The 17,171-nt window shown below is 59.6% G+C and carries 14 protein-coding genes and 1 riboswitch; of the genes, 12 read left to right on the top strand and 2 right to left on the bottom strand.

Annotated elements, in window-relative coordinates:
* From EAY64_RS16415 to EAY64_RS16395, 4 genes are all read left to right on the top strand, one after another.
* Nucleotides 1-404, top strand: a 404-nt coding sequence (locus EAY64_RS16415) for a methyl-accepting chemotaxis protein (protein WP_305000381.1), incomplete at its 5' end; no start/stop codon positions are given.
* Nucleotides 405-625: 221 nt separating this feature from the next.
* Nucleotides 626-2,383, top strand: coding sequence for a type I secretion system permease/ATPase (locus EAY64_RS16405; protein ID WP_103525818.1), 1,758 nt, complete (start codon nucleotides 626-628; stop codon nucleotides 2,381-2,383).
* Nucleotides 2,380-3,753 (top strand): HlyD family type I secretion periplasmic adaptor subunit, encoded by a 1,374-nt coding sequence (locus tag EAY64_RS16400; protein ID WP_103525817.1) that lies wholly within the window; start codon nucleotides 2,380-2,382, stop codon nucleotides 3,751-3,753. Before EAY64_RS16405 ends, EAY64_RS16400 begins: the two co-directional genes overlap by 4 nt.
* On the top strand, nucleotides 3,754-5,112 hold the full coding sequence (locus EAY64_RS16395; RefSeq protein WP_103525816.1) for a TolC family outer membrane protein: 1,359 nt from the start codon (nucleotides 3,754-3,756) through the stop codon (nucleotides 5,110-5,112).
* A gap of 92 nt (nucleotides 5,113-5,204) precedes the next feature.
* On the opposite strand, the gene EAY64_RS16390 is transcribed toward EAY64_RS16395, so the two are convergent.
* Complete coding sequence (locus tag EAY64_RS16390) at nucleotides 5,205-8,207, bottom strand: putative Ig domain-containing protein (RefSeq protein WP_158604713.1); 3,003 nt, start codon at nucleotides 8,205-8,207, stop codon at nucleotides 5,205-5,207.
* Here EAY64_RS16390 and EAY64_RS20435 point away from each other — a divergent pair.
* Nucleotides 8,206-8,391, top strand: a complete 186-nt coding sequence (locus EAY64_RS20435; RefSeq protein ID WP_158604712.1) for a hypothetical protein — start codon at nucleotides 8,206-8,208, stop codon at nucleotides 8,389-8,391. The genes EAY64_RS16390 and EAY64_RS20435 overlap by 2 nt on opposite strands.
* A gap of 200 nt (nucleotides 8,392-8,591) precedes the next feature.
* A riboswitch (cyclic di-GMP riboswitch) is annotated at nucleotides 8,592-8,682 on the bottom strand.
* 405 nt (nucleotides 8,683-9,087) lie between these two features.
* On the opposite strand, the gene rlmD is transcribed toward EAY64_RS20435, so the two are convergent.
* Nucleotides 9,088-10,677: a 23S rRNA (uracil(1939)-C(5))-methyltransferase RlmD gene (gene rlmD, locus EAY64_RS16385; RefSeq protein WP_103525814.1), complete on the bottom strand. Its 1,590-nt coding sequence runs from the start codon at nucleotides 10,675-10,677 to the stop codon at nucleotides 9,088-9,090.
* Between the two features lie 138 nt (nucleotides 10,678-10,815).
* Here rlmD and EAY64_RS16380 point away from each other — a divergent pair, with 138 nt between their 5' ends.
* The 7 genes from EAY64_RS16380 to EAY64_RS16350 all read left to right on the top strand — a co-directional run bounded on the left by EAY64_RS16380 (nucleotide 10,816) and on the right by EAY64_RS16350 (nucleotide 17,085).
* Nucleotides 10,816-11,718, top strand: coding sequence for a L,D-transpeptidase (locus EAY64_RS16380; RefSeq protein WP_103525813.1), 903 nt, complete (start codon nucleotides 10,816-10,818; stop codon nucleotides 11,716-11,718).
* Nucleotides 11,719-11,849: 131 nt separating this feature from the next.
* Nucleotides 11,850-12,446, top strand: a complete 597-nt coding sequence (locus tag EAY64_RS16375; protein WP_103525812.1) for an Ntn hydrolase family protein — start codon at nucleotides 11,850-11,852, stop codon at nucleotides 12,444-12,446.
* The gene (gene hslO / locus EAY64_RS16370; RefSeq protein WP_103525811.1) at nucleotides 12,443-13,324 is read left to right on the top strand and encodes an Hsp33 family molecular chaperone HslO; all 882 of its coding nucleotides are present in this window, start codon (nucleotides 12,443-12,445) and stop codon (nucleotides 13,322-13,324) included. Before EAY64_RS16375 ends, hslO begins: the two co-directional genes overlap by 4 nt.
* 197 nt (nucleotides 13,325-13,521) lie before the next feature.
* Complete coding sequence (locus tag EAY64_RS16365; RefSeq protein WP_103525810.1) at nucleotides 13,522-14,613, top strand: polyamine ABC transporter substrate-binding protein; 1,092 nt, start codon at nucleotides 13,522-13,524, stop codon at nucleotides 14,611-14,613.
* A gap of 215 nt (nucleotides 14,614-14,828) precedes the next feature.
* Nucleotides 14,829-15,536, top strand: coding sequence for a GAF domain-containing protein (locus EAY64_RS16360; RefSeq protein WP_103525809.1), 708 nt, complete (start codon nucleotides 14,829-14,831; stop codon nucleotides 15,534-15,536).
* A gap of 85 nt (nucleotides 15,537-15,621) precedes the next feature.
* Nucleotides 15,622-16,245 carry a GTP cyclohydrolase II gene (ribA, locus tag EAY64_RS16355; protein ID WP_103525808.1) on the top strand — a complete coding sequence of 208 codons (624 nt, stop codon included), beginning with the start codon at nucleotides 15,622-15,624 and terminating at the stop codon, nucleotides 16,243-16,245.
* A 177-nt stretch (nucleotides 16,246-16,422) separates the two neighbouring features.
* On the top strand, nucleotides 16,423-17,085 hold the full coding sequence (locus EAY64_RS16350; protein WP_103525807.1) for a hypothetical protein: 663 nt from the start codon (nucleotides 16,423-16,425) through the stop codon (nucleotides 17,083-17,085).
* The last annotated feature ends 86 nt before the right edge of the window (nucleotides 17,086-17,171 follow it).

The following is a 17,171-nucleotide window of genomic DNA, read 5'->3' as shown; positions in this document are numbered from 1 at the left end:
TGGTGGCCGACGAGGTACGCAAGCTGGCCGAGCGCACCGCCAGTTCTACCCAGGAGATATCTGCCAGCCTGCAGGCCATGCAGCAGGCTTCGTCTGCGGTGGTGGAGCAGATGAAGAATGCGGAAATGCTGGTGGAGGGCGGAGTCAGCCGGGCCGATGAAGCGGACCGTGCCATTCAGAGCATAGGTGAAGCGGCGGCCAGTACCACCGGCATGGTGGCTGACATCTCGGTGGCGATCAAGGAACAGGGCATGGCCAGCAACAGCATTGCCCAGCAGGTGGAGCGCATCGCCCAGATGTCGGAGCAGGCCAACTCGGCCGCTTCGCAAACCGCCGGCAGTGCCAAGGACTTGCGCGGACAGGCCGAGCGCCAGATGCAAATCATCGCCCAGTATCAGCTATAAGCAGCCGTGGCTGGCGTGCGGCCATTTACCACTGCGGTGGATGGCCCTGCTGCCGGTTCGGGACAGTTGCAAGGTCTGCAGCGCTTCGCTGGTGCGGCTTGAAGACGTCAGCATGGCCGTCTGGCGCTGTGATAAAATCGTTTGCACATTTTTACAGGCCGAGGCCAACTGCATCGCCCGCTGCGCTTGCTTCCATGTAGATCACCCAGAGCCTTTTGCCGATGAAACGTCTGTTACAGTCCCGTTCCGAACTTTCTCAGGTTTTGCAGACCTTCCGGCAGACCTTCTACCAGCTGGCCGGCTTCAGTGCCGTCATCAATCTGCTGATGTTGCTGCCTTCCATCTACATGCTGCAGATCTACGACCGGGTGCTGCACAGCCGCAACGAAACCACGCTGCTGATGCTGACGTTGATGGTGGTGGGCCTGTACGGCCTGATGTCACTGCTGGAGCTGGTGCGTTCTGCAGTCTTGATACGGGTGGGAAACCGCCTGGACATGCAGCTGAACTTTCGCGTATTCACAGCCGCCTTCGAGCGCAATCTGCGCCGGAACAACGGCAATGCCGGCCAGGCCCTGCATGATCTGACCAGCGTGCGTCAGTTTCTCACCGGTAATGGGCTGTTTGCCTTCTTTGATGCGCCCTGGGCCCCCATCTATCTTGCCGTTACCTTCATGTTTCACTGGATACTGGGTCTGTTTGTGCTGGGGGGCATGCTCATTCTGTGTGCGCTGGCCTGGCTGACCGAGCTGTCCACCCGTAAGCCATTGGCCGAGGCCAATCAGGCCGCCATTGCCGCAGGAAATTACGCCAACAACAATCTGCGCAACGCTGAAGTGATCGAGGCCATGGGCATGCTGCCCGCCTTGCGCGAGCGCTGGTTCCTGTTTCAGAGCCGGGTGCTGGAAAAACAGACCGAAGCATCGGACAAGGCCGCGCGCATCGGGGCGATTTCCAAGCTGGTGCGGCTGTCGTTGCAGTCGCTAGTGCTGGCTGTTGGTGCCTTGCTGGCCATCCAGAATGAAATCTCCCCCGGCATGATGATTGCCGGCTCCATCCTGATGGGCCGCGCACTGCAGCCGGTGGAAATGGCCATTGCGACCTGGAAGCAACTCATCGGCGCACGCAGCGCCTATCAGCGTCTGGATGAGCTGTTGGCCGAGTATCCGGCCCGCATCAGCGGCATGAGTCTGCCACGGCCGCAGGGCAATGTGCAGGTAGAGGCGGTCGTGGCTGGTGCGCCGGGCGGCCACACGCCCATTCTCAAGGGCATCAGCTGCGCCATGCAGCATGGCGATATCGTCGGCATTGTCGGCCCGAGTGCGGCGGGTAAATCAACGCTGGCACGCCTGCTGGTCGGGATCTGGCCGGCACAGTCGGGCAAGGTGCGGCTGGATGGCGCGGATATCTTCCAGTGGAACAAGGACGAGCTGGGCCCGCATATCGGCTATTTGCCGCAGGATATCGAGCTGTTTGAAGGCAGCATTGCCGAGAACATCGCCCGCTTTGGCGATATCGATTCGCAACTGGTGATCGAGGCCGCCACCAGGGCCGGTGTGCACGAGATGATTCTGCGCTTCCCCCAGGGTTACGATACCCGGCTGGGCGATGGCGGCAGCATGTTGTCCGGCGGGCAGAAGCAGCGTATCGCCCTGGCCCGTGCCATTTACGCCAGCCCGGCTTTCGTGGTGCTGGATGAGCCCAATTCCAATCTGGACGATGTTGGCGAACAGGCACTGATCCACACCGTGATGGACCTGAAAGCACACGGCACCACCGTGGTGCTGATCACCCATCGCACCAGCATTCTCAATGCGGTGGACAAGTTGCTGGTGATGCGCGATGGCCAGCTGCACCTGTTCGGCCCGCGCGATCAGGTGCTGTACGCGCTGAACCAGGCAGCCCAGCAGGCGCTGCAACAACAGCAGGCGGCCCCCCAGGACCAGGCCGGCCACACTTCCAGCGAGAGCCAGGCATGAATCTGTTCCGCAAATTGACAGCATCCCTCCGTCGCCCGCAGCCGGAGCATACCGACAAGCCCGGCATCGAGCAGTTTGGCCGGGTGGATACCGATGATGGCCGCATAGGCCGCCGTGGGGTAAAGCTGTTGCTGGTGGGTTTTGGCGGCTTCATGCTGTGGGCAGCACTGGCACCACTGGATGAGGGGGTCACAGCCAATGGCAGCGTCACTGTTGCCAGCAATCGCCAGACCGTGCAGCACCTGACTGGCGGCAGCATCGAACAACTGCTGGTCGGCGAGGGCGCGCTGGTGAAAAAAGGCCAGTCGCTGATTGTGCTGAACGATACCGAGGCCCGGGCGCAGATGGGCAGCACCCTGGCGCAGTTCATCAGTGCCCGTGCCATCGAGGACCGCCTGCTGGCCGAGCGCGATGGCAAGCCGACGCTGGTTTTTTCGTCCGAGCTGAACGCGCTGGCCAGTGACCCACGGGTGGAGCAGGCCAAATTGCTGCAGACCCAGCTGTTCAATACCCGGCGCGCAGCCTTGCGCAACGAGTTGCAGGCCCAGGATGAAAACATCAGCGGCCTGCAACAACAGCTGCGCGGATTCCAGGGAGTAAAGGCTGCCCGGGCCGAACAAAGCAAGTGGCAGGACAAGGAGCTGGAAGGTATCCGCGAACTGGCTGCCGGCGGCTATGTGCCCAAGAACCGCCTGTACCAGCTGGAGCGTGCGGCGGCGGAAATCAAGGGCGAGCTGGCGGACACCATTGCCAATATCGGCCGGGTGCAGGACAGCATCGCCGAAACCAGGCTGCGCCGCATTGCGCGTCAGCAGGATTACCAGAAAGAAGTCGAGTCGCAGCTGACGGACATCCAGAAAGAAACCGACGCCTTGCGCGACCGGCTCACCGCACAGCGCTATGCCGTGGCCAACAGCATCATCCGCTCGCCGATTGACGGACTGGTGGTGGGGCTGAAGCTGCATACCGTTGGTGGCGTGGTGCAGCCGGGGCAGCCCCTGATGGATGTCGTACCGACACATCAGCCCTTGCTGATCGAAGCCTCGGTCGATCCGGCCATGAGCGCCAAGGTGCATCCCGGCCTGCCGGTAGACATCACCTTTCCGGCGCTGAACCAGCAAAGCACCCCGGTGATACCTGGCGTGGTAGCCACCTTTTCCGCCGACCGCTTGCTCGATCAGAAAACCGGCACGCCTTATTATCTGGCGCAAATCAAGGTCACACCGGCTGGCATGCAGCTGCTGGGTAATCAGCAGGTGAAGCCAGGCATGCCGGCCACCATCGTCATCAAGAGCGGCGAGCGTACCATGTTGCGCTATCTGCTCAAGCCCATCCTGGATCGCATGAACCTCGCCTTCAAGGAGAGCTGAATGGCCGTACGCAGGCCTTGTTGTCTTTATGCGCTAGTGCTCAGCTCTGCCTTGCTGCTGCCGCCGTTTGTCCATGCTTATGGCTTGCTGGAGGGGTTTCAGCTGGCGCGGCAGAACGACCCGCAATACCAGTCTGCCAACGCCGAACGAGAAGCCGGCGCGGCCAACCGCCAGCTGGGCCAGGCGCAGTTGCTGCCTACGCTGAGTGCCAGTTTCAACCGCAGCAAGGTCACCGGTTCGGATACTGCCCCCGACTTTTTTGGCACGCTGTCCACCTCGCCGCTGAAGTATATGAGCCAGGACGCGGCCATCCAGCTGCGCCAGCCGGTGTTCAATCTGCAACGCTGGGCCATCTACCAGCAGGGCAATGCCCGCGCCGACTACAGCGAAGCGGTTTTTTCCCGCAAGGAAAACGAGCTGGCGGTGCGCTATCTGTCGGCTTATCTGGGTTTGTTGCTGTCACAGAAAAACATCGTGCTCAGCGAGGCCAAGCTGCACGCGCTCAGCAGCGCCCGCCAGCAGGCGCAAAAGCTGTTCGAGCAGGGCGATGGCACGGTGACCGACATCCACGACGCCGAGGCGCGCATGGCGATGGCCGAGTCGGAGCTGATCGAGGCCCGCAATATGCAGCTCATTGCCGAGCGCAGTCTGCTGGCCCTGACTGGCGTAGCGGCAACCGGGCTGGCCGAGCCGGCTGGTGATATCGGGCAATACCTGGGTGCGGATGGCACGGTGTCCGACTGGCGCGACAAGGCCCTCCAGTACAGCCCGGACATCCGCGCAGCGCAGCTGAATGTGCAGGTCGCCGAACAGGAACTGCGCAAAGCCAAAGCCAGCAACTATCCCACGCTGGATCTGGTCGCCAGCAAGGACCGCTCCAGCGCCAGTTCCGTCTCCACCATCAACCAGCACATCACCCAGAATGCGATCGGCATCGAGCTGAGCGTGCCGATTTTCAACGGCGGCTACAATTCGGCCCAGATCGTGCAAACCAGCGCGCAATACCGGCAGGCCCTGGCCGAGCTGGACAATGCCAGAACGCAGGTGGAGCTGGAGGTGACCAGGCAGTTTTATGGTGTCAGCAATGGTGCGCGCAAGGTGGCGGCACTGAAAAAAGCCGTGATCTCCAGCGAGGAAACGGTCAAGGCCAGCAAGCTGGGCCTGGGGGCCGGCGTCAAGACCCTGACCGACATCCTCAATAGTGAGGAGCAGCTATACCAGGCCCGCCGCGATCTGCTGCTGGCCCAGTACAACCAGCTGGTCAGCTGGATTGCCTTGCGTGCCGACAGCGGCGCCTTGCGTGGTGAGGACATGGTTTTGCTGGATCGCAATTTTTCAGCACAGGCCAGCCAGCCCTAGCAGTATTGGCCGGGGCTGAGGCTTGAGCAGCAGCCCAATGAAAACAGCGCACTGCCGGCAAAGGCAGTGCGCTGTTTTTGCGTGCTAAGCCACTAGGCCAGATGCAGCTCGGCCAGAGCGGCTGCCGACAGGTTGACACCTACCAGCGAAATGGCCGGCGCGCTGGCGTGAGCCAGGCCTTGCGATCCAGTACCGCCCAAGGTCAGCGAGAAGGTTTCGCTGGCCGACAGGCCGGAGGTATCGGTGGCCTTCACGGTGATGCTGGCCGATTCGGTCTGGCTGCCCATGCTGGCGACAAAGCTGTCGGTTTTGGCATTGAAGGTAATCCAGCTGGGCAGCGCCTGGCCGTTGGACTGCGTGGCACCGTAAGTCAGCGTCTGCCCTTGCGGATCGGTAAAAGTGCCTTGCGGTACGCTGATATTGAGTGTGCCATTGGTATTGAAACTGATGGCCAGCGGCAGCTGGTTGACCACCGGTGCCTTCAGCACGCTAGCCACATCGTTGATGGAGAAGGTTTCCGATGCGGACAGACCGGCGCTGTCAGTGGCCGTCAGGGTAATGCCGAAAGTGCCAGCGGTGGTCGGCGCCGTGCCGGAGAAGGTTTCGGTCTGGGCGTTGAACGTCAGCCAGGATGGCAGTGCCTGGCCGCCACTCAGTGCGGCCTTGTAAGTCAGCGCCAGGCCTTGCGGATCGACAAAGGTGGTGCTGGGTAGAGCGATGCTGAAAGCCTTGCCGGCATTGATGGTCTGGTTGGCGGTTTGCTGATTCAGCGTCGGGGCCACATAGGCATCATTCAGGGTGAAGGTTTCCGAAGTGGACAGGCCGGCCTGGTTGCTGGCGCTGACCACCAGCGACAGCGAAGTGCTGGCGCTGGGCGCATTACCGCTGAAAGTCTGGGTTTGCGCATTGAAGCTGAGCCAGGAGGGCAGGGCAGCGCCGCTGGCCAGCTTGGCTGTGTAGCTGAGGGTTTCACCTTGCGGATCGGTAAAGGTACCGGCCGGCAGGGCAATGCTGAAAGTATGGCCCGGGGTCACCAGCTGGGTAGCGGTAGCCTTGCTCAGCGTCGGTGAGTAGGCGGTATCGCTGATGGTGAAGGTTTCCGAAGAAGTCAGTCCTGCAGTGTCCGTTACCTTCACCATCACCTGTGTGCTGCTGCTGCCATACGGGGTGGTGCCGGACAGGGTATTGGTGCTGGCGTTGTAAGTCATCCACGACGGCAAGGCCTGACCATTGGCCTGAGTCACCTTGTAGCTCAGAGCCAGACCTTGCGGGTCGCTGAAGGCATTGGCCAGCGATACCGAGAACGCGTGGTTGGCGGCAAGGGTCTGGTTGGCGGTCTGCGCATTCAGGGTAGGCGCGACATAGGCATCGTTCAGGGTAAAGCTTTCCGATGCAGTGAGGCCTGCCTGATTGGTGGCCACCACTTGCACGGCTACCGATGTATTGGCCGTAGGTGCGGTGCCGCTGAACGTCTGGGTTTGTGTATTGAAGCTGAGCCAGGACGGCAGCGCAGCACCACTGGCCAGCTTGGCGCTGTAGCTGAGGGTTTCGCCTTGTGGGTCGGTAAAGGTGCCGGAAGGCAGGGCAAAGCTGAAGGTATGACCCGGCGTCACTACCTGCGTGGCGGTAGCCTTGGCCAAGGTCGGTGCCAATGCGGTATCGGCGATACTAAAGGTTTCGGTTGCCGACAGGCCGGAAGTATCAGTCACAGTCACCAGCACCTGCGTCGAGCTGGAAGTCAGCGGCGTGGTGCCGGACAGGGTGTCAGTGCTGGCATTGAAGCTGAGCCAGGACGGCAGGGCCTGGCCGTTGGCCTGGGTTACCTTGTAGCTCAGGGTCTGGCCTTGCGGATCGGAAAAGGCACTGGCCAGCGACAGCGAGAAAGCATGGTTGGCGGCCAGCGTCTGGTTGGCGGTCTGCGTGTTGAGAATCGGTGCCGAGGGGGTAACCGGAACCGAGCCGCCAGCATTATCCACGGTGATGGTGTCGCCGGCAGCCAGCAGGGTGGCCAGGCTGACTTCGAAAGTGGTGTTCCAGTATTGACCGGTCTGTGTGCCCCATGGGTTGCGAATTTCCAGATTGCCATTGGCCGCATCGATGCCATAAATCGACAGGGCATGGCCGGCCACCAGCTGCACTTTGCCACCAGCGTCATAGCTCCAGGTGTTGGACGACAACACCACATCATCCCCGGCGGCCAGATCGGCTTTCAGCGTGCTCAGCACCGAAGCCGTGCTGACACCGCTTTGCGAACCAGTACCGGACAGCGAAGCGTTATAGGTACGGCACAGCCAGCTGGAACCACTGGCGCTGAAGTCGGTGATCTGCGATGCCCCGGTAATCGACTCCAGTGCGTACTCTGGCAGGCCGCCATTGCCGATGGCGGTAAAGCTGTTGCCGGTGTAGCTGTTGCCGGTGGTCACATTGATGGACTGCAATTCGGCATAGGCCTTTTCCAGCAGGGTAGCCCACATATTGCTGCCGGAATTGCAGCCGGTTTGCAAGGTGTTGTTGACGGTAACGTACTCGGTGCTGCCATGGAAGTGGAAGGCCACGCCATAACTGCCGTTACCGTTCACCGTGATCATGTTCTTGATGATGCCGGCGTTCTGGCTGGCCACCTCGGCAATGGAAGAAAGGAAATAGCAATCGCCCAGCTTGCCCTGATTGATATCGCTGGCTGCCGGGCCGCTGGCACCAAACAGCGCTGCCGTGCTGGTGCTATAGGTAATTTTTGAGGTAGAGCCATCCACGGTGACGGTGGAGGAGGGTAGATCAGTGCCCAGCAACCACTTGCCATCCAGATTGCTCAGCTGCGTGGCGGAAGAACCTGCAGCCAGATTGCCCAGACTGCTGCTGGATGCATTGCCACCTGTCCAGGAGGCATTGGCGGCATTGCCGTTGACCAGCGCATTCAGGGTATACAGATTGTAAGCGGAAGCCGTCTCGCCCACGTTCAGGTCGGCAACGATGGTTTTCAGATCATTGAACTGGCTGCTCGACAGCGTGGTCTTGTTGCTGGTCAGCTCCGCAGACAAATCGGTCACCAGCTTGGCCAGCCCGGCTTCGGTCACGGTGCCGGACATGGAGTTCATGTCAGCCTTCAATACCGAGTCGGACAGCGTGGAAATCCACGACGGCGCGGTTGTCGCCGTGCTCATTTTCAGCGTGCTGCTGCTGGCTGCTGTGGTGGATGTTGTACTGGACAGCGCTGCTGTACTGGCAGCCGTTGTGCTCACGGTCGCAGCCATCAGGCTGTTACTGGGCAGGGCCGACTGATTAACAGGCAGTGCCGGTGATGCAGAAAAATTGCTTTGACCCAGAAAACCGGCATCAGACAGCAGGCCATCAGCCGTCTTGGCGGAGGTCGCGTTTGCCAGCGCATTGTCTTGCTGACGGGGCATAGTGTTTGAGGCGCTCATCGTTTTCCTTTGGAGATCCAAAGCAAAGCTAAAGGCGCTGTCAGCTACCGGGCGGTAGCAGGCAACTGGCTGACATAGGAGCAATATGCGTCCGGTAGTCCCTTTAGTTTTGCGTCACCGGCTTTCACCGGCTTTGCCATAAGTTTCCTAATTTTACAGTTGAAAATACCGGTATAGCAATGTGGATTTTCCTTATGTATCCCTTGCGCCACAGTGCTTAAGTGTTTGTTTAAGCACTGCTTCGGCTTAGCTGCAAGCCAGCTTCCCTTCCTCCTATGCCCCGGGTATCTAGCGATGAATCCGTGCTTGTCGAGTGCTGCTGCATTGCCGGCGGCTGAGGTCGCTGCGGTACAAGCTACTTTGCTACGGAAGTACCACACCTTGGCGCGCTTTCCTACGCGCAAAGTAAACCCCGGTATCCGCGTGTCTTTGAGTTCAACACGTGAATCCGGGGTTTTGATTCTGGATATCTAGCTGTCGGTCAGGTGCGCCTGCATCGCTCGCTCCGGGTGACAACTGGGGTCGAACGCTACAGGCAAACACCCAAAACAGCTTATTCCTTGCTGGAACCATCCTCACCAGTGGCAGCGGCATCACGTGCCTGCTGCTGTGCTGCACTTCTGGCGTCGTAATAGTCCTTGTTATCCAGATAGTGCTGACGGCGGGCTTCCTTGGCTGCGGCTTTTTCCGCGAGTTCGGCCTGTTTACGGGCTTCTGCCTCGGCTTCCTGCTGCTTGCGGGCCTGACGCTTGGCTTCGCGGATGGCTTCTTCCGCCGCTTCCATGTCCGCCACTTCCTTCAGGCTCTTGGCCGGGCCGGTTTTTTCGAACCAGGCGACGGACTCGACGTGGGCGGTGTGCGGGAACATGTTAATGATGCCGGCGGCCTTGAGCGTATAGCCCTTGGTGTTCACCAGCACATTGGCGTCGCGCGCCAGCGTGGCCGGGTTACAGGAGACATACACGATACGCTGCGGCGCGGTGTCGTCGGTCATGGCCTTGAGCAGCTGGATGGCACCATCGCGCGGCGGGTCGACCAGCATCTTGTCGAACTTGCCCAGTGCGGCAAAGCTTTCCGGGGTGACATCGAACAGGTTGGCCATTTCATACGTCACCTTGTCTTGCAGGCCGTTATGGGTGGCATTCTCCACGGCGCGCTTGACCAGTGCCTGGCTGCCTTCCATGCCGTGTACATTGGCGCCGGAGCGGGCAATGGGCAGGGTGAAGTTGCCGATGCCGCAGAACATGTCGGCAATGCGTTCGCCCGGTTGCGGGTCGAGGAAGCTGAGGGCGCGTGCCACCATCACCGCATTGATCTGCGGGTTCACCTGGGTGAATTCGGTGGGGTAGTAGGGCATTTCCACGCCGTATTGCGGCATGCTGTAGCTCAGGCGCGGCGCGTCCAGCGGGTAGATCGGATAACAGGTATCCGGGCCCGCCGGCTGCAGCCAGATCTGCAGTGGTCGTTGCGGCTGGCGGTGCTGGTCGGCGAACTGTTGCAGCAGCTTTTCGTCAGCCTTGCTGATGGCATCCATATTGCGGAATACCAGCACGTCCACCTTGTCACCTACCGCTACTTCTACTTGCGGCATGCGGCTGTTGATCGACAGCTTGGCGATCATCTCGCGCAGCGGCAGGATCAGGTCGGAAATATGCTGGGGCAGGATATGACACTCGCGCATTTCTGCGATGTAGCTGGAGTTCTTTTCATGAAAGCCCACCAGTACGCCACCTTTTTTCGGCACCATGCGGGCCGACAGGCGGGCGCGGTGACGGTAATGCCAGGTAGGGCCGGCAATCGGGGTGAGAATGCGTTCGGCTTTTACCTTGCCGATGAACTTGAGATTGTCTTCCAGCACGCGCTGCTTGATGGCGACCTGGGCAGTAAATTCGACGTGTTGCATGGAGCAGCCGCCACAGGTGCCGTAGTGCGGGCAGGATGGCGTGGCGCGCATGAAGCTTTCCTTCAGCACGGCGGTGGTGTTGGCGTTTTCGTACGTGGGCTTTTTGCGATAGGCGCTGTATATTACCTTTTCATACGGCAAGGCGCCGTCGATGAAAATGGTTTTGCCGTCGACGTGGGCGACCCCGCGGCCTTCGTGGTCAAGTGATTCGACCAGAGCAATGGTCTGTTGCTGAGTCATTGTATTCGTGTGGTAAGTCAGGCGGAAAAGCGTGATTTTCTCAAAATATGCGCCGCTGCGCAGCGATTTTTGCCAGAGCGGTGATTATCGGGTTTCTGTTATGATGCCTTCAATCAAAAACTATTGGTCTGGTGCGCGATGAAGCAGTCGGTTTTTACTCTTGTACCTGGTGTGGTTCTGTTGCTGGGCAGCATGGCGGGCTGGGCTGCCAACATGCCGGAGCCGGACATCCTGATCAGTCAGACCGGCCAGCACCTGGTGGTGAATCTGCCGCAAGCGCGGCTGTTTTTGTATCAGGATGGCCGTCTGCAAAAAATCTATCCGGTGGCCGTGGGCAAGATGCTGACCCAGACGCCGACAGGTAGCTATGCCATCACCGGCGTGTATCGCGATCCAAGCTGGCATGTTCCCAAATCTATCCAGGAAGAACAGAAAAACCAGGGCAAGCCGGTGCTGACCGTGGTGCCGCCAGGTCCGGATAATCCCCTGGGGCCGGTGTTCATCCGCTTTGGCGAGGCCAAGCTGGGGCTGGGTTTCCATGGCACCAATGCGCCAGCCTCGGTGCCGGGGTTTCGCAGCCATGGCTGTATCCGGCTGAAAAATCCCGATGCCTTGAATCTGGCTGATACCGTACAAAGAGGCGCGGCGGTAACCGTGGCCTATCAGACTGTCCTGCTAAACGAGGATGGCGCTGGCGAATTGTGGCTGACGGCCTACAAAAACCACTACAAGCAGGATGATCCGTCCTTCCCCCATCTGGCCGATAGCCTGCTGGAATGGCAGCGTACCCATGCGGTGGCCGTGGTGGGCAAGCGGGTCGATCAGGCGCTCAAGGAGCGCAGTGGCAAGCCGGTGTGTCTGACCTGCAAGAGTGGCACTGCCAATCCGGGTGAGCTGGCTGCTGTGCGCTGGTTGTCCTTGCCGCCCAAGGGTGGTGCTCCTGCCGAGCAGCAGGCGGTGCCACAGGATCCGGCGGCCCAGTCCTACAACTCTGCCGGCAGCAAGCTGAAGGCGGTGAAAAAGCCGGCCGTGGTTTTGTAAGCTCTTGCTCGTCGCTGGATGATGACAAAGCCGACGCAAGTCGGCTTTGTGCTTGTCCGGGGGCGGCAGACTTGCTTTTTTGCAGTGCGTCCCTATATTAGCCCCTTCCCTTGCAAGCAGGCAGCGCAGTAATGACAACCATTGTGGCAGTGAGAAAAGGTAATCAGATTGCTATTGCCGCCGATAGCCAGACCACCTTTGGCGACGATCAGAAACTGTTGGCCGGATATGACTGTTTTCATAACAAGATTTTCCAGCATGGCGACAGCTATCTGGCCATTTCCGGTTCTGCCGCCCACGATCTGGTATTGCAAGGTGCGTTGAAAGAGCTGAAGAAAAAGGATCTCACCAGTCGCAAGGGTATTTTCGATACCTTTCGCAAACTGCATCCCAAATTGAAAGACGGGTTTTATCTGCGTTCGGAAGAGGACGAGGAAGATCCATACGAATCCAGTCAGATGATGGTGGTGATCGCCAATGCCCACGGTATTTTCGGCGTCTATCCCATGCGCGAGATCTACCAGTTTTCGCGTTTCTGGGCGATAGGGTCGGGGCGCAAATTCGCCATGGGGGCAATGTTTGCCGCTTATGAGCAGGATTTGAGTGCACGGGAAATCGCAGAAATCGGCGTGCGTGCCGGCTGCGAGTTTGATGTCAATTCCTGCCTGCCGATGACCGTCTATACCGTAGAAGTGGCCGAGGATGCCGCCAAGGAAAAAACAGCATGAGCCAACACGATACTTTGCAACGCTTCCTGTTTGATGGCGCACCGGTACGCGGTGCGCTGGTGCGCCTGGATGGTGCATGGCAGCAGGTGCTGGCACGCCGGGCCTATCCGGCAGCCCTGAAAACCATTCTGGGTGAAATGATGGCAGCCGCCGAGCTGATGGCTGCCAATCTCAAGTTTGAAGGTGCAATGATTTTGCAGCTGCATGGCAGCGGCCCCTTGCGCCTGGCTGTGGTGGAGTGCAACCACGACCGCACGGTGCGCGCCACCGCCAAGTGGGATGGCGACCTGGCGGACGATGCGGCCATTCTGGAACTGTTGGGCGGTAGCGGCCAGTTTGTCATCACGCTGGAACCCCGCCACGACAAATCGCAAACCTGGCAAGGCATTGTGGCGCTGGAGGGCGACACCATCGGCCAGATGCTGGAAAACTACATGCTGCGTTCCGAACAGCTGGAAACCCGGCTGGTGCTGGCCTGTAACGACAGCACGGCCGCCGGCATGCTGTTGCAGCGTTTGCCGGACGGGCATGGCGAGCCGGAAGGCTGGGAGCGCATCAGCATCCTGGGTGGCACCTTGCAGGCGGAAGAGCTGCTTGGCCTGTCGGCAGAGGATATTCTGCACCGGCTGTTTCATGAGGAAACGGTACGGGTATTCGAGCCGGAGGGCGTCAGTTTTGCCTGCAACTGCAGCCAGGAGCGTGTCGGGAACATGCTGAAAATGCTGGGCGGCCAGGAAGTGGGCGAAGTCCTGCTGGAGCAGGGCAGTGTGGAAATCGTCTGCGATTACTGCAATCAGCATTATGTTTTCGATGAAGACGATGCCAATGCACTGTTCGACTACGATCTGGTTGCTGCGGTGCGCGAGGCGCGGCACTAGTCGCCGCCCCGTCTTGCCGGCCTGTAGCAAAACCGCCATATTCTGGCGGTTTTTGCATTTTTGCTGCGAGCGTGGCGCGCGCTGGAAGCGGCCTGTCAAAGCTGGCTGTTTAAGGAAATAGTAGATTTGATCATAAATGTACTGATATTCTAAACGGGCACGCAGCATCAAACCTGTATCAAAGGAGTAGTAAAACAATGAAAAAAATGCTTGTAGGCGGCCTGTTGGCTGCATCTGCACTGGCTGCTCAGGCTGGTACACCGGTTGTCAACATTTACAACTGGTCCGATTACATAGCACCGACCACGGTGCCTGATTTCAGCAAGAAAACCGGCATCAAGGTACGTTACGACGTGTATGACAGCATGGAGACGCTGAATGCCAAGCTGGTGACCGGCCGCTCCGGCTATGACATCACCGTGCCGTCTAACAATGTGCTGGAAGTCGGCATCAAGGCTGGCCTGTTCCAGCCGCTGGACAAGAGCAAGATCCCCAATTACAAGAACCTGGACCCGGCCCTGCTGAAGCTGATGGAAGCATCCGATCCGGGTAACAAGTACGCGGTGCCGTATTTCTGGGGCGTCATCACCCTGGGTATCAATGAAGACAAGGTGAAAAAGGCACTGGGCGGCAAGCTGCCAGCCAATGAGTGGGACCTGCTGTTCAAGCCGGAATACGTTTCCAAGCTGAAGTCCTGCGGTGTCAGCATCCTGGACTCCGCCTCCGACGTACTGCCCAAGGTGCTGCACTACTATGGCAAACAGCCGGGCAGCAATAACGAGGCCGACTACAAGGCCGTTACCCCGCAGCTGGCTGCCATCCGCAGCAGCATCACCCAGTTCTCGTCTTCCGGCTATATCAACGATATCGCCAATGGCGACGTCTGCCTGGCCATGGGTTATGGCGGCGATCTGAACATCGCCAAGCGCCGTGCCGAAGAAGCCAAGCGTGGCGTCAACATCAAGGTGCTGATGCCGTCGTCTGGCGTGGCTTTCTGGGTGGACAGCATGACCATCCCGAAGGATTCGGCCAATGTGGCCAATGCGCTGGCCTTCATCAACTACACGCTGGACCCGCATGTGGCAGCCGCCAACGCCAACAAGGTGACCTACGCACCGGGCAGTCTGGCTGCACGTCCCTTTGTCGACAAGAAGTACCTGGCTGACCGCAGCATCTTCCCGACGGCGGATGACGTGAAAAAAGGCTTTATCATGAAGTCGGTTGACCCGAAAACCCTGCGCGTGTACTCGCGTCTGTGGCAAAACTTCAAGCTGGGCCGCGCCAGCTGATTGCGCCCATCTGGCATGACACCGAAAGCTCCCGCGAGGGAGCTTTTTTCATGTCCAGAGCAGCTGCCTGGCCATTGCCGCTGGCCGAAGAAGGCGGGAAACCACGCTGGTGAACGGGGCGACTTTTGCTGGTGGTCTTGGTATCCTTGCAGGTTCGATCTTGTCGATGGCCTGATGGCTGCCGACAAATGTTTATGCTAATGCCAGGAGTGTTGATGATACCCAACCGCCAGCTTAATGATTATGTGCGCGAACAGGGTTTGAAGCTTGACCGTACCGAACTGCAAATCGCCGTGATGACACTGCAGGCGGTGCTGGACGTGGACAAGGCGCCGCTGCAGCGCGATCTGTTCCGCTATCCGGTGCCCAAGCTGAGCGAGGATGGCGCTTGCTCGCTGATCGAGGAACTGGCCGACGAGCCGTATGACCTGGCCCCCTGGTTTGGTGGCGAGAGCGAGGCCGCCCGCACCCTGCTGACCAATCTGCACGCACTGGTGGATTCGGTGAATCACAAGATCGGTGCCGACTGGCTGGGCATCTATCGCCGCGCCGGCGAAGGCAAGGAGGCGCGTCTGCTCAAGCTGGCTTATCAGGGCCTGCCCAGCCGGGCTGAATTCCCACTGACCGAAGCCTTTGCCGAAACCAGCAATAACAGCCGGGTGGGACTGACTGGCTGGGGTGTGCTGATCGAAGACGTGGCGGCATGGCGGGCAGAGGGTGGTGGCTATTACGAATGCGATCCCAAGGTAAAAAGCGAAGTCTGCCTGCCTGTCGTCGACGAGCACGACCGCGTGCTGGGCATTCTGGATGCCGAATCCAGCCAGCTGGGTTTCTTCGATGAAAGCCGTCTGGTATGGCTGGCAGCATTGGCAATTGTTCTGGCCGCTCCCTTTGCCGCCATGCCACCGCTTGAAAAGATGTAACTTGCCCTCAGTTAAATAGTACTCACTATTACTCATTGCTTTGCGTGGCAAGCGCTGAGCTTTCTGAACAGATTCCGGAGCAAGCATGGCCGTGCAATTTCCCAATCCCCAGGTAGAACCCGTTGTCGATTATGTGGCCAGCTGCCGCCTGCCCACGCCGTGGGGAGAGTTCACCATGCATGGTTTCGAGGAAACCGACAGCCGGCGCGAACACGTGGTGCTGACCCTGGGCAATGTGGCCGATGGTCTGCCGGTGCTGGCCCGTCTGCACTCGGAGTGCCTGACTGGCGACGCGCTGTTTTCGCTGCGCTGCGATTGCGGCTTCCAGCTGGAGGCGGCGCTGGATGCCATCGCCAAGGAAGGCCGTGGTGCCTTGCTCTACCTGCGGCAGGAAGGGCGCGGCATTGGCCTGATCAACAAGATCCGCGCCTACAAGCTGCAGGATGGCGGTGCGGATACGGTGGAAGCCAACGAACAACTGGGCTTTCCGGCCGACATGCGTGATTTCCGCGTGGCGCGCCATATGCTGGATGCGCTGTCCATCAAGAGCGTGCGGGTGATGACCAATAACCCGCGCAAGCTGGAAACCCTGAAAAACGCTGGTATCGATGTGGTGGAGCGGGTGCCGCTGATGGTGGGCCGTAATCCGCACAACGACCATTACCTGGACACCAAGGCGGCCAAGCTGGGTCACATGCTGTTTTCCTGAGCGATTACTTGCTTGCTGTTCACCCATGCCAGGGCTTTGCCCTGGCATTTTTCATGGCTGCCGCGCTGACTATGGCGACGCATAAAGTTTAGGCATAATTTGTCGATATATTTAAAATAAAATAAGCGTATGGTTTTAATTGCATGGGGCTGGCAAGCAAGGCGATGAGGAATCACGGTGAAAGTCACACCCAAGCAGAATGTGTTGTTGAATGCGTCGGCCTGGAATCCGCAGCCGGCTTACCGTGCGGCCCCTGCCGCGGCGCAGGTGGCCGATTTTCAGCCTGGCAGCGAGGTATTGGCCGAATACCTGGACTGGGTGGCCTATCTGGATGATCTGGCCAGGCAGGCCAGGGAAGGGCAGGACGACGCAGGACGGCGGCTGGCACTGGCCAAGCTGCGTTTTTTGCACCGCCGCGTACTATTGTTGCACGAGCAGATGATGCAAGGCGGGCGCAGTCAGGTGAAGACCGGGCTGGAGGCGCTGTTGCGCCTGGCCAGCGAGCTGGAGCAGGTGGTACAGGAGCTGACCGGACGACAGCCACCAGTGGTGGATGAATGGCCCTTGCCCTACCGCTTGTATAGCCGGCAGGCGCCGCCGGCTGAGGGTATGCGCTTGATCGCTGGCGGGCGCGAGCGGCGCTGGCGGCCGCGGGCTGCCGGTAATGTGCTGCATCCGGATGAACAACATGCCGCGCGGCTGGTGTTGCATGGCATGCGCTTTGTCATGGCGCTGGTGCGCGATGGGTTCGGCATGGCGCAGCATCCCTTGTTGTTGCAGGCGGCCGACCAGGTATTGCGCATCAATGAGTTGATTGGCCCGGAGCAGGGCAATATATAGTGTGCTGCAATGAAAAAAGCCGGAATCGCAAGATTCCGGCTTTTGATTTGGTGGAGATAAGCGGGATCGAACCGCTGACCTCTTGC

It is taken from the genome of Aquitalea palustris (genome assembly GCF_003693445.1).
GTDB lineage: Bacteria > Pseudomonadota > Gammaproteobacteria > Burkholderiales > Chromobacteriaceae > Aquitalea > Aquitalea palustris.
This window is presented reverse-complemented; position numbering and strand designations above follow the sequence as displayed.

Excerpts from the sequence above, each read along its gene's own strand:
- EAY64_RS16405 (WP_103525818.1), top strand. The coding sequence starts at position 626 with ATGAAACGTCTGTTACAGTCCCGTTCCGAACTTTCTCAGGTTTTGCAG.
- EAY64_RS16400 (WP_103525817.1), top strand. The coding sequence starts at position 2,380 with ATGAATCTGTTCCGCAAATTGACAGCATCCCTCCGTCGCCCGCAGCCG.
- EAY64_RS16395 (WP_103525816.1), top strand. The coding sequence starts at position 3,754 with ATGGCCGTACGCAGGCCTTGTTGTCTTTATGCGCTAGTGCTCAGCTCT.
- EAY64_RS20435 (WP_158604712.1), top strand. The coding sequence starts at position 8,206 with ATGTCAGCCTTCAATACCGAGTCGGACAGCGTGGAAATCCACGACGGC.
- EAY64_RS16390 (WP_158604713.1), bottom strand. The coding sequence starts at position 8,207 with ATGAACTCCATGTCCGGCACCGTGACCGAAGCCGGGCTGGCCAAGCTG.
- rlmD (WP_103525814.1), bottom strand. The coding sequence starts at position 10,677 with ATGACTCAGCAACAGACCATTGCTCTGGTCGAATCACTTGACCACGAA.
- EAY64_RS16380 (WP_103525813.1), top strand. The coding sequence starts at position 10,816 with ATGAAGCAGTCGGTTTTTACTCTTGTACCTGGTGTGGTTCTGTTGCTG.
- EAY64_RS16375 (WP_103525812.1), top strand. The coding sequence starts at position 11,850 with ATGACAACCATTGTGGCAGTGAGAAAAGGTAATCAGATTGCTATTGCC.
- hslO (WP_103525811.1), top strand. The coding sequence starts at position 12,443 with ATGAGCCAACACGATACTTTGCAACGCTTCCTGTTTGATGGCGCACCG.
- EAY64_RS16365 (WP_103525810.1), top strand. The coding sequence starts at position 13,522 with ATGAAAAAAATGCTTGTAGGCGGCCTGTTGGCTGCATCTGCACTGGCT.
- EAY64_RS16360 (WP_103525809.1), top strand. The coding sequence starts at position 14,829 with ATGATACCCAACCGCCAGCTTAATGATTATGTGCGCGAACAGGGTTTG.
- ribA (WP_103525808.1), top strand. The coding sequence starts at position 15,622 with ATGGCCGTGCAATTTCCCAATCCCCAGGTAGAACCCGTTGTCGATTAT.